Source organism: Fusicatenibacter saccharivorans (assembly GCF_027667425.1).
Classification (GTDB): Bacteria; Bacillota; Clostridia; order Lachnospirales; family Lachnospiraceae; genus Fusicatenibacter; species Fusicatenibacter saccharivorans.
Window position 1 is genome coordinate 134,387 of the sequence record NZ_JAQEGR010000004.1, and the last position, 12,047, is coordinate 146,433.

Here is a 12,047-nt window from a genome sequence, read left to right on the forward strand (position 1 = left end):
GATGCAGCGCACCGCTGTAGGAAGAGTTACAACAGGAAGAGACAGGGCTTTACTGTTTCGTCATGATACGGTAGGTTTCCGGCCGCCGGTCACGGAAAAGCCCCCAGGAAAAACGTTCTTCGCGCAGGCCATCCAGATCGAAGGAGGCATACAGGATTTCCTCGGTATCTCTTCCGGCCGATGCCACAAGTTCACCGGTTGCATCGGCAATAAAGGAAGAGCCGTAGAAAGTAAGAGAAGAGGACTGGCCGCCATTTTCTTCACAGGGCGTTACGGTTTCGGTACCAATCCGGTTTGCAGCAGCAACCGGAACAAGATTTGCGGCAGCATGTCCCTGCATGACGCGTCGCCAGTGCCCGCTGCTGTCTACATTCAGGATCGGCTCACTTCCGATCGCGGTAGGATAGAGCAGGATTTCAGCACCCTGAACGGCCATGCATCGTGCTGTTTCCGGAAACCACTGATCCCAGCAGATGCCGACGCCGACGGCTCCGAAACGTGTTTCAAAGACCTTGAATCCCGTATCTCCCGGAGTGAAATAGAATTTTTCCTGATAAAAATGATCGTCCGGGATATGGGTCTTGCGGTAAACACCAAGAATGGATCCGTCTGCATCGATCATGGCAATGGAATTAAACAGGCGCTGAACATCCCTTTCATAAAAGCTGACCGGAATCACGACCCCAAGTTCTCCGGCAACGGCCTGAAAACGCCGGATGGCGGGATTTTCTGTCAAAGGCAGGGCATAATCATAATAATCGTATCGCTTTTCCTGACAAAAATACGGTCTTTCAAATAATTCAGGAAGAAGGATGAGATTGGCGCCGTTGGAAGCGGCTTCACGGACCATGGTCTCTGCTTTGTCTATATTTTCCTGTACCTGGCTGCAGCATGAAAACTGCAGTGCGGCAATTTTTATATTTCTCATAATCTGTTTCCTCTTTTCTTTGCCGGAATCTGCTGGGTAATACAGTGAATGTTGCCTCCGCCGGTCAGAATGACGCGTGCATCGATCGGAAAGATTCGTCGATCGGGGAAGCATTCTCCGAGAATTTCTGCAGCCACGGTATCGTTTTCATCACCGAAACGGGGAAGAAGGACACAGTGATTGGCAAGATAAAAATTGATATAGCTGGCGGCAAGGCGTTCCCCGGCTTCCCGCTGATCTTCGCCAGCTTCAAAATCATAGCCGAGAAGATCTTCTTCTGTAATACAGATGGGATGCTTTGGAATGGGCAGCTTGTGAATTACAAAGCTTCGTCCCTTCGCGTCAACGGTATGGGAGAGAAGATCAAAAGCGGCCCTGCTTCTGGCATACTGAGGATCGTTTTCGTCATCTGTCCAGGCAAGAAGTACTTCTCCTGGCTTTACAAAGCAGCACATATTATCGATATGGCCGTTGGTTTCATCGTTGTAAATACCAAAAGGAAGCCAGATGATTTTCTCGACCGAAAGATACTGACGCAGCTTTTCTTCAATTTCCGCTCTTGTAAGAGAAGGATTGCGCCCCGGACTCAGCAGACATTCTTCGGTCGTAAGCAGGGTTCCTTCCCCGTCAACATGGATGGAGCCGCCTTCCAGAACAAAGGGGCGGGCATTATAGAAGGAATCTCCGAGAAAACTGCAGATTCGTTCAGGAACCTCACGGTCATGTTCAAAGTGGGAGTACAGACCGTCATACTGGCCGCCCCAGGCGTTGAATTCCCATTGAATGCCTCTTCGCCCGCCCTGATCGTTGACCACAAACGTAGCGCCGGTATCTCTTGCCCAGGCATCCTCTGTCGGGGCTTCGATCAGATGAATCCGGTCGGAGGAAAGCAGTTCCTGTGCCGATGCTTTATCCTGTGGCCGGACGAAGAGATAGACCTGCTCATAAGCGGCAATTGTTTCTGCAATTTCTGCAAATGCCGCTCTGGCCGCTTTTGCCCCGTAATTCCAGGAACCGGGGCGCCACGGCCAGATCATCAGCGTGCCTTCATGGGGCTCAAATTCGCCCGGCATGTAAAAGCCATCGGCTTTTGGGATGCTAAGACAATCGGTTTTTGAAATCTTCATATCCAAACTCCTTTATGATTCGACAGTTTCCAGCTTTGTCCATCACCGCGATGGAAGGGAGTGGGATTCCGTTAAAGGTATTGGTTTTTACCATCGAATAAATCGCCATATCTTCAAAATACAGTCTGTCACCGATCCGGATTTGGGAATCGAAGGAATATTCGCCGATTACGTCGCCCGCCAGGCAGGTATTGCAGGAAAGGCGGTAGGTATAAGGCTTTTCCCCCGGCAGTCCGCTGTCTTTGAGCGGAGGGCGGTACGGCATCTCAAGCACATCCGGCATATGGCAGGCGGCGGAAGTGTCAAGAATTAAAATTTTTCCGTTATTTTCGACAATATCGAGAACTTCTGTGACATTGTAGCCCGCGTTTAAGGCAACTGCTTCCCCGGGCTCCAGGTAAATCTGAAGACCATACGTTTCTTTCATATGGTTGATACAGGAAATCAGGCGTTCGATATCGTAATCCTCACGGGTGATATGATGTCCGCCTCCCATGTTAAGCCAGTTCATTTTAAAAAGCCACTTGCCGAATTTTTCTTCCACGGCGCGCAGCGTGTTTTCCAGATCATCCGAATTCTGTTCACAGAGGGTATGAAAATGAAGACCATCCACAAGATCGGCCAGTTCGTCTGTAAAATCGCAGGCGCGGATGCCCATGCGGGAGCCGGGCGCACAGGGATCGTAAATCGCATGGCCTTCCTGCGTGGAGCATTCCGGGTTGATGCGAAGTCCGGCTTTTGCGGTTCCGGAAGCCTCAAGTACGGGGAGGTATGTTCGGAGCTGTTTTTCTGAATTGAAAATAATGTGATCGCAGATTTGTGCGAGCTCTTTCATATCCTGCGGGCGGTAGGCCGGAGAATACACATGATTCTCCAGCCCCATTTCTTCCTTGCCAAGCCGCGCCTCATAGAGTCCGCTGGCAGTCGTTCCGCTGATGTATCTTCCAATCAGCGGATATTCCGAAAAACAGGAAAAGCATTTCTGAGCCAGCAGAATTTTTGCACCGGTGCGTTCTTCTACCTGGTGCAGGAGCTTTAAGTTTTCTTCCAGTTTGCCTTCATCAATGACAAAACAGGGAGTTGGCAGTTCGTTTATCTTACACATAGGCTTAATCTACTAAAACAGGATTTTCTACGACCTTCCACGGAAGACCCCACTTGTTGAGTGCCTCCATGTACGGATCTGGATCGAATTCATCTGTGGTGTAGACACCCGGCTTGTTCCAGAGGCCGTTCACGACCATCATGGTTCCGATCATAGCCGGAACGCCGGTGGTGTAGGAGATTGCCTGAGACTCTACTTCCCGGTAGCATTCCTGGTGGTCACAGACATTGTAAATGTAAATGCTTCTTTCTTTTCCGTCCTTGATACCGGTAAAAATACAGCCGATGTTGGTTTTACCCACGGTGCGCGGACCAAGAGTGGAAGGATCCGGAAGAAGCTCTTTTAAAAACTGGATCGGTACAATCTGCTGTCCGTTGAAGGTAATCGGAGTGGTGGAGAGAAGTCCTACATTTTCCAGACATTTCATATGGGTCAGATAGCTCTGGCCGAAGGTCATGAAGAAGCGGATTCTTTTTACGCCCGGGATATTTTTTGCAAGAGCCTCAATTTCTTCATGGTGAAGAAGGTACATATCCTTCTCGCCTACCTCATCGAAGTTATATTCCCGTTTGATCGACATTGGCGGAATTTCCACCCAGTGGCCGTTTTCCCAGTAAGAACCGGGAGCGGATACCTCGCGGAGGTTGATTTCTGGATTGAAGTTGGTTGCAAACGGATATCCATGATCGCCGCCGTTGCAGTCCAGAATATCAATCGTGTGAATTTCATCGAAATAGTGTTTCTGTGCATAGGCTGCAAAAACGCTGGTGACACCAGGGTCAAAGCCGGTTCCGAGAAGACCGGTGATGCCGGCTTCCTTGAAACGGTCCATATAGGCCCACTGCCAGGAGTAATCAAAGTAAGCAGAAAAGCCAAGCTCTTCGCATCTCTTTTCGTAGATCGCACGCCATGCCGGATCATCCGTGTTTTCTGCTTCGTAGTTTGCAGTATCAATGTAAGGAACCTTACATGCAAGGCAGGCATCCATAATGGTAAGATCCTGATAAGGAAGAGCCAGATTTAATACGGCATCCGGCTGATACTGTTTGATTAAGGCGATTAATTCTTCTGTACAGTCGGCATCCACCTTTGCTGTTGTGATAATGGTTTTTGTGGTCGGAGCCAGCTTTTCTTTTAAAGCATCGCACTTGGAAAGGGTGCGGCTTGCAATCATAATTTCAGAAAATACTTCGCTGTTCTGGCAGCATTTGTGAATGGCTACGGATGCAACACCGCCGCATCCGATGATCATAACTTTTGACATTGTTTGGTTCTCCTTTTTCAGAAAATGGTGTTGGGTTCATCTTTGGCTATAAGCACGAAAAAAAGACAGATGACGTGCATCATCTGTCTAAAAATCGAAATTTATACATGATCGTATTGTGCAAACTTCAGGGGATGGACAAAAATCCAGGCTTCTCCCTGTTTTCCTATGCAGAAATATATAGTCACGTACTCTTATTGACCGTTTCATAAGATGATGTGCTCGTCGTAGAGCATCGATTATAAAGTAATCAACTCATAAAATTTGCGCTTTTAACGCAATCAATAATGTGGCTCTTAACCACGCTCGGCAACTACCCCTGCCTGTCCGTCGGTTTTTTACCAGGGGCATATATTTTGCATAAGAACAGAATTGTTCGCTTGCAGTTCCAAATTATAAAGTGAAATGACATGGATGTCAAGAAAAATTTGTGAAACTATTCAGAGCTATGCGAAATGGAAGATTAAAAATCACAGGGTGATCCAGTAACGCTCCAGTGTTTTGTTTTCATCGGCACGATAAGCGGTGCCGTCGAACCGGCCGCCATTTTTCAGGATCGTTCTGCGGCTTCCCTCGTTGGTATCCAGGCAGCAGACCAGAATTTCGGAAAGGCCGAGGCTTTTGCAGTACGGCTGCACATTTTTCAGCATCCAGGAGGCATAGCCTTTTCTGCGTTCCGACGGGCGGACGGAGTAGCCGATATGGCCGCCAAAGGTGCGCAGAAAATCGTTCAGGTAGTGGCGCACCTGAATCATGCCGACAAGGCGGTTGTCTGATTTGCGGATGCACAGAAACTGTGTTGCGAGAACCATGCCCTCCGGCAGAGTCTCCTCTCTGGTATACCGCATGGTATCTTCAAGATACGCCTTCATATCATCAAACCGGCGAAGCGGTCCGCAGCCGTCCATGGAATCGCTGTTTTCCAGAAAATCGTTCCGGTAGGCGGCGAGCTCGGCGAAGTATTCCTCCGACGGTTCAACTAACATCAGTTCATCGTTCATCCTTAGCATTTCTCCGGTTCCGGATACTCGACGCCGAAGGTCTCAACGGTAACGGTAGCCATTCTCTGCGGCTGCAGCGGTTTGTCGCTGTAGTCGGTGTTGACAGATGCGATTTTATCTACGACTTCCAGGCCTTCTGTTACTTTTCCGAAAGCAGCGTATGCGCCGTCCAGATGCGGAGCAGCTTTGTGCATGATGAAGAACTGGCTTCCTGCGCTGTCCGGGAACATGGTACGTGCCATGGAGAGAACGCCTGGGGTGTGTGCGAGGTTGTTCTCAAATCCGTTCTGGGAGAACTCACCCTTGATGCAGTAATCCGGGCCGCCGGCGCCTGTGCCTGCCGGATCTCCGCCCTGGATCATGAATCCCGGGATGACACGGTGGAAGATCAGGCCGTCATAGAAGCCTTTTTTTACCAGACTGATGAAGTTGTTTACGGTGTTCGGCGCGATTTCCGGGTAAAGCTCTGCTTTCATCACATCGCCGTTTTCCATAGTAATTGTAACGATTGGGTTAGACATCATTGTTTTCCTCCTGATTTTTAAACGATTTTTTGATAAGACGTAAGCAGCCATTTTTCGAAGAAAAATGAGCGGATTACGAATGTTTTTGATGATTGCCGGAGTGCAAAGCACGTAGCAATCTGGTATCAAAGGGGTCCCCCCTTTTTCAGACATGCTCCAGGAATGTCTCATGGATCGCACGCATTGCCTGATCTGCGTATGCTTCGTCGATCAGGGCAGTGATGCGGATTTCTGAGGTGGTAATCATCTCGGTATTGATTCCTGCATTGGCGAGCGCGCCGAACATTTTGGCAGCCACGCCCGAATGGGAGCGGACACCGGCTCCGATGACGGAAATCTTTGCCACGTTCTCATCATAATCCAGCTTTTTGATGCCGAGCGAATCCTTATTGTCGTTCAGCACATCGATCGTGCGCAGCATATCCGGCTTTGCAACGGTAAAGGAAACGGACTTTGTGCCGTCCTTTCCGAGTGACTGGATCATGACATCGATGTTCAGATTGTTCCGATCCAGTAAATTTAAGAGGCGGAACGTGCTCTCCGGATCGTTGCCAAGGCCTGCAACACGGATTTTTGCCACATTTTTGTCGGCAGCCACGCCGCTGATTAACATTTTTTCCATTTTGGTTTTCTCCCTTACCATCGTTCCGGAATTCCGGTTCAGACTGGAGCAGACCAGAAGTTCCACGCCGTATTTTTTTGCGATTTCCACGCATCTGCTGTGAAGGACTTTTGCGCCGAGCGAAGCCATCTCCAGCATTTCATCGTAAGTTACCTCTTCCATTTTGCGCGCATTCGGTACAATCCGCGGATCTGCGGTGTAGACGCCGTCTACATCCGTGTAGATTTCACAGACATCCGCGTGCAGCTCTGCAGCGAGGGCAACCGCAGTCGTATCGGAGCCGCCGCGTCCGAGCGTTGTGATATCATCGTATTTGTTGATCCCCTGGAAGCCGGTGACAATGACAATTTTGTTGTCATCCAGCTCTTTACGGATGCGCTCGGTGTCGATCCGTTTGAAGCGCGCGTTCTGATAATCGGAGGTCGTGTGCATCGGTACCTGCCAGGCATTTAAAGAAACAGCACTGACGCCCATCTGAATCATGGTTATGGCCATCAGGGAAACGGAAACCTGTTCACCGGTGGCAAGAAGCATATCCATCTCGCGGCGGGACGGTTTTTCCGTAATCTGTTTTGCGGTTGCAATCAGTCCGTCCGTCGTTTTTCCCATCGCGGAGAGAACGACAACGACCTGGCTTCCGGCCTGCTGTTTTTCGATGCAGCGCTGTGCTACATTGCGGATGTGCGCAAGATCTGCGACGGAGCTTCCGCCAAATTTCATTACAGTCAGCATAACAGTTTTGATCTCTTTCCTTTTTGATTTACGCGGACAAAAGCGCAGAGCGTGTTTTACCGCGTTTTCCGGGCCGAAAAAACAGGAGTGGGACGTTTTTGGGCCGCGAAACTCTGATACATAGTATAGCGAAAACAGATAGAAAAAGCAAGGAAAAGCACAAGGAAAAGCGGTTTCGTTCTGCGGTTGTATTACCTTTTTGTTTGTGTTAAAATGATAGGCAGAAAAAGAGGAGAAGAAAGCATATGATCATAGAAACAAATTCTGCGTCGGAGACGCTTGCCCTTGGCGAAAAGCTGGGAAAAGCGGCGAAGCCGGGCCAGATTTATACATTAAACGGAGACCTTGGTGTTGGAAAAACCGTTCTGACGCAGGGCTTTGCAAAAGGACTTGGCATCACAGAGGCAGTCAACAGTCCTACATTTACCATTATTCAGGAATATACCGAAGGGCGCCTGCCATTTTATCATTTCGATGTTTACCGGATCGGTGATATAGAAGAAATGGAAGAAATCGGATACGATGATTACTTTTTCGGTGAGGGTGTCTGCCTGATCGAATGGGCAGAACTGATTGAAGAGCTGATCCCGGAGGGTGCGATTTCGATTACGATAGAAAAAGACCTCGAAAAAGGGTTTGATTACCGGAAAATTACGGTGGAATAAAAGAAAAAATCCTGAATGTGGTGGAAAAACAAAAGGAAATCGTAAAGATTCCTGTTTCCGGCAGACTGCCAAAATGAGTTGCACAGGAAGGAAATATCGGAAAGGAAACAAAAAATTATGAAAATACTTGCACTGGACAGCTCCGGCCTGGTGGCTTCGGTGGCTGTTGTTGAAAATGACACACTGCTTGCGGAATACACCGTAAATTATAAAAAAACACATTCCCAGACTCTGCTTCCGATGCTGGATGAAATCTCGAACATGACAGAGCTGGATCTTTCGACGATCGATGCGATTGCAGTTGCCGGAGGTCCGGGCTCGTTTACCGGTCTTCGCATCGGTTCTGCAACAGCCAAGGGACTTGGTCTGGCACTTGAAAAACCACTGATTTCCATTCCAACGACGGCGGCAATCGCGTACAATATCTGGGATACTAACAAATTTGTCTGCCCGATCATGGATGCGAGAAGAAACCAGGTCTATACCGGAGTTTACTGCTACACGGATCATCGTCTCGATACGGTCTGGGAACAGGATACGATGAGCATTGAGGCACTGGCGGAGGGCCTGAACTGCCTCGACCACGAAGTGATTTTCCTCGGGGACGGCGTTGCGGTTTACCGGGAAAAATTAGAGGCACTGCTGACGATTCCGTTTTCCTTTGCACCGGCACACGTCAACCGCCAGAGAGCGGCAGCCGTCGGAGCACTGGCTGAGGTTTATTACAAAGAAGGTAAGATTCAGACGGCAGAAGAGCACGAGCCGGAATACCTGAGAAAATCGCAGGCGGAGCGTGAAAGAGCGGAGCGGGAATCTGTGAAGCATGCCGATGTGGTGAAAAAACAGGAGAACGGAGAAAAAAGCGAATGATCACAATCCGTGAAATGCAGATCGATGATCTGGAGCAGGTGATGCCGATTGAGGAGGCCAACTTTTCGATTCCGTGGACAGAAACCGGATTTTTTACATTTCTGATCCGTGACGACGCACTGTTTCTTGTAGCAGAGGAGGACGGTGAAATTTTAGGATATCTCGGAATCCTGATTTCCTTTGATGAGAGTGAGATCACAAATGTCTGCGTGGCAGAAAAAGCGAGAAGACGCGGCATCGGCCGTGCACTGATGGAAGAGCTGTTCCGTCGGATGCAGGAGAGAAAGGTGCGCGTGATTCATCTGGATGTGCGCATCGGCAATACGCCGGCGCGGAATCTGTATGAGAGTCTTGGCTTTGTGCAGGACGGCCTCAGGAAGGGGTACTACGATCTTCCAAAGGAGGATGCGGTGCTGATGAGCCGGACGGATGAATCGGTTCCGAAGAGGTAGAGAGAAATTGTTATTGTATACGCATTTAACGCACAGGACTTTCCTTTCATTCCCAGTAGGAATGGCGGGAAAGATGTGTTACAATCGACAGGACACAGGAGAATCTGATTTCTGTTTTGTGTCAGGAACGAAGAAAGAAACGTTTTTTGATACACGGGAGGAAGAAAAATGCGGAAATACAACAAAAACACAAATGAGCTGGAAGCGGCGGTGTGTAACTGCTGCGGAAAAAGCATGAAAATACAGAATGGAATGCTGCTGGAGGGGATCTGCTCGGTCGACACGACGTGGGGGTACTTTTCCGGGAAGGACCTGGAAAAGCATGAGTTTGATCTGTGCGAGGAGTGCTACGATCGGATTACATTGTCGTTTGCGGTTCCGCCGGAAATTTCGGAGGACACGGAGGTTTAGAATTTCGGGCAGTTCGGCATCGTTCTGGAAGAAAGGGGAAGGTGCAATGCAAAGAGGTTTTACGATTCAGTCGAAGGTGGATGGACTGATGCTTGACGGGCTTGTGGTGGAGCCGGAGGAGGGCGTACAGCGGACGGCGCTTCTGCAGCTCAGCCATGGAATGAGCGAATACAAGGAGCGGTATCTGCCGTTTATGGAGTTTATGGCGGAACACGGTGTAGTGTGTGTGATTCATGATCACCGCGGGCACGGAAAGAGTGTGAAGTCGGAGCAGGACCTCGGATTTATGTACGGCGCAGGCGGCGCAGGACTTGTGGAGGATCTGTTTCTTGTCACGAAGTGGGCAAAGAAGAAGTACCCGGATCTTCCGTTTGTTCTGATGGGACACAGTATGGGATCCCTGGTTGTGCGCGCATACGCGAAGGAACACGACCAGGAGCTGGATGCGCTGATTGTGTGCGGTTCGCCGAGCAAAAATTATCTGCGGCCGCTGGGGGCGGCTGTAGGACACGCGGAAGCGGCGGTGCTCGGGGATGGGCATCGGAGCAATCTTCTGGAGGCGATGTCGTTTGGATCGTTTGCGGCGCGGTTTGCGGATGAGAAGAGCCGGTTCGCCTGGTGCTGTTCGGACCCGGAGGTGGTGCGGGAGTATGAAGAAAATCCGCTCTGTGGCTTTACGTTTTCGGATGATGCTTTTTTTGCGCTGAATGATCTGCTGAAGGAGACGTATGGATTTCATGGATGGCATTGCACAAACCGGAAGCTGCCGGTGCTGTTTTTGTCCGGCGGGGATGATCCGTGTTATGTGAATGTGCGGCGCTTTAAAAAATCCATCGACCATATGCGGCTGATCGGGTACCGCAATGTCAGAGGAAAGCTGTATCCGGGAATGCGGCATGAAATACTGAACGAGAAAGAGAAGTACCACGTATATGGCGATGTCTGGAAGTGGTTGAAGAAAGAAAAAGTGGTGGAGAATGTGGAGGGGGGAAGCACACCTCCGCAGACCCCGGACGGCGTTCCGGCAGGGAGCGGCGGTGTTTGATCATTTTTTGAAAAAAACGCTCATCAGCAAAAAAACTGATGAGCGTTTTTCAATGAAAGTAAATTTTTGACGATCACATGATCCATCCAAATACGGTGGAAAGGACGATCATAATCATAGAAAAGACAAACGAGTTCACCGACATCAGCGTCGCCCGCTGCCTGGACGGGATCATGTCATTGAGCAGAATATCGGTCCGGACTTCAAGAAAATCATCGGAAAAGGATCCGATAAATCCGCCGAAGACCATAAGGGCCGGCAGTCCGGTAAAGCTCATAAGAAAGGCGAAAAGTACACCGATCGTGCCAAACAGCAGAATCGCGCGGTAGCGGTATTTGTGAAAGTATGCCGTCATCCGCGATCCCAGTGCCGCGCCGAGTCCCATCACGAAGAGGGCAGGTCCAAGCAGCGCGCTGTTCATGCCGGTGAGTGGCAGCTTCGCCTGTAAAAAGAAGAGAACCAGCGTAGAAACGGCACCGATGAGTGCGTTCACCAGCATAATATTTCTTGCTTTTTTCTCACGGACAAGAAACTGCCAGCTTTCCTGCACAACCGAAAAGATTTCCTGTCCAACAGGATAATGAACTGGTGTTGCGTCCGTTTTTACTTCCGTAAGGCGGAATGAAATGCCAAGCGCAATCAGCCCGAAGAAGAGATCAATCGCATACGCGCGCCGGTATCCCAGCCACAGGGCAAGGCCTGCGCAGAGCGTTGCGGTGGAATTGGTGATACGGTACAGCATCATTTCGGTAGAAGAAAAACGGGCATAAAATCCTTCGTCCCCGTTCTGCTTCAGACTGTCATACGCAAGTGCCTCCCGTGTGCCGGATGCAAGGTTATAGCTGAGCGCACTGCATCCAAGCGCAAGCGCCGTTGTGGCAAAGCCGGTGGAAAAAATCATCAGCGTACCGGAAATCAGGGCGGCCACCTGACTTGCAATCAGCGTTTTCCGTCGCCCGAAAACATCGGCGACAACGCCGGAGGGGAGTTCAAAGCAGAGGCTCACGATATGGAAAATACTTTCGAGCATCCCGATCTGCAGCAGCGAAAATCCACGGAGTGCGAGCAGTGCAACCCACGAAGCCGCCGCAATCTGAAAATAGCCGACCGTGGTCATAAGATATAAAGTTCGTATTTGTTTTCTGGTATTTTTCTCAGACATAAAAAAATCTCCTTGTCAAAATATAGTAAAATTCTGATGGGGAGATACGTGCATTTTCTGTGTGATTTTAAGAATACAAGATGTGAAGTTTACTTAAAAAAGAGCGCACTATCCCCATAAACAGCTGAAACATCGCCAT

At 49.6% G+C, this 12,047-nt stretch carries 13 protein-coding genes; 5 read left to right on the forward strand and 8 right to left on the reverse strand.

Annotated features, from left to right (window positions below):
• Positions 1 to 49: 49 nt before the first annotated feature.
• From aguB to PGS38_RS05205, 7 genes are all read right to left on the reverse strand, one after another.
• Positions 50 to 928, reverse strand: a complete 879-nt coding sequence (aguB, locus tag PGS38_RS05175; RefSeq protein ID WP_119188496.1) for an N-carbamoylputrescine amidase — start codon at positions 926 to 928, stop codon at positions 50 to 52.
• Positions 925 to 2,055, reverse strand: a complete 1,131-nt coding sequence (aguA, locus tag PGS38_RS05180) for an agmatine deiminase (protein WP_119188497.1) — start codon at positions 2,053 to 2,055, stop codon at positions 925 to 927. The genes aguB and aguA overlap by 4 nt, the downstream gene beginning before the upstream one ends.
• On the reverse strand, positions 2,027 to 3,160 hold the full coding sequence (gene nspC / locus PGS38_RS05185; RefSeq protein ID WP_270476003.1) for a carboxynorspermidine decarboxylase: 1,134 nt from the start codon (positions 3,158 to 3,160) through the stop codon (positions 2,027 to 2,029). The genes aguA and nspC overlap by 29 nt, the downstream gene beginning before the upstream one ends.
• A 4-nt stretch (positions 3,161 to 3,164) precedes the next feature.
• Complete coding sequence (locus PGS38_RS05190) at positions 3,165 to 4,424, reverse strand: saccharopine dehydrogenase family protein (protein ID WP_022462242.1); 1,260 nt, start codon at positions 4,422 to 4,424, stop codon at positions 3,165 to 3,167.
• Positions 4,425 to 4,894: 470 nt separating this feature from the next.
• On the reverse strand, positions 4,895 to 5,425 hold the full coding sequence (locus PGS38_RS05195) for a GNAT family N-acetyltransferase (protein ID WP_022462243.1): 531 nt from the start codon (positions 5,423 to 5,425) through the stop codon (positions 4,895 to 4,897).
• A 2-nt stretch (positions 5,426 to 5,427) separates the two neighbouring features.
• The gene (locus PGS38_RS05200) at positions 5,428 to 5,946 is read right to left on the reverse strand and encodes a peptidylprolyl isomerase (RefSeq protein WP_055227969.1); all 519 of its coding nucleotides are present in this window, start codon (positions 5,944 to 5,946) and stop codon (positions 5,428 to 5,430) included.
• Between the two features lie 148 nt (positions 5,947 to 6,094).
• Entirely contained in the window at positions 6,095 to 7,303 is a 1,209-nt protein-coding gene (locus tag PGS38_RS05205) for an aspartate kinase (protein WP_117509349.1), read from the reverse strand.
• 245 nt (positions 7,304 to 7,548) lie between these two features.
• Between PGS38_RS05205 and tsaE the strand changes: the two genes are divergently transcribed.
• From tsaE to PGS38_RS05230, 5 genes are all read left to right on the forward strand, one after another.
• Positions 7,549 to 7,968 carry a tRNA (adenosine(37)-N6)-threonylcarbamoyltransferase complex ATPase subunit type 1 TsaE gene (tsaE, locus tag PGS38_RS05210; protein WP_022462246.1) on the forward strand — a complete coding sequence of 140 codons (420 nt, stop codon included), beginning with the start codon at positions 7,549 to 7,551 and terminating at the stop codon, positions 7,966 to 7,968.
• Between the two features lie 117 nt (positions 7,969 to 8,085).
• Positions 8,086 to 8,838 (forward strand): tRNA (adenosine(37)-N6)-threonylcarbamoyltransferase complex dimerization subunit type 1 TsaB, encoded by a 753-nt coding sequence (tsaB, locus tag PGS38_RS05215; protein WP_117804712.1) that lies wholly within the window; start codon positions 8,086 to 8,088, stop codon positions 8,836 to 8,838.
• Entirely contained in the window at positions 8,835 to 9,290 is a 456-nt protein-coding gene (rimI, locus tag PGS38_RS05220; protein WP_179965869.1) for a ribosomal protein S18-alanine N-acetyltransferase, read from the forward strand. The genes tsaB and rimI overlap by 4 nt, the downstream gene beginning before the upstream one ends.
• Positions 9,291 to 9,458: 168 nt before the next feature.
• The gene (locus tag PGS38_RS05225; RefSeq protein WP_022462249.1) at positions 9,459 to 9,701 is read left to right on the forward strand and encodes a hypothetical protein; all 243 of its coding nucleotides are present in this window, start codon (positions 9,459 to 9,461) and stop codon (positions 9,699 to 9,701) included.
• A 46-nt stretch (positions 9,702 to 9,747) separates the two neighbouring features.
• Complete coding sequence (locus PGS38_RS05230) at positions 9,748 to 10,746, forward strand: alpha/beta fold hydrolase (protein ID WP_119188500.1); 999 nt, start codon at positions 9,748 to 9,750, stop codon at positions 10,744 to 10,746.
• A 73-nt stretch (positions 10,747 to 10,819) separates the two neighbouring features.
• On the opposite strand, the gene PGS38_RS05235 is transcribed toward PGS38_RS05230, so the two are convergent.
• Positions 10,820 to 11,908 carry an MFS transporter gene (locus PGS38_RS05235; protein WP_118697651.1) on the reverse strand — a complete coding sequence of 363 codons (1,089 nt, stop codon included), beginning with the start codon at positions 11,906 to 11,908 and terminating at the stop codon, positions 10,820 to 10,822.
• Between the last annotated feature and the right edge of the window lie 139 nt (positions 11,909 to 12,047).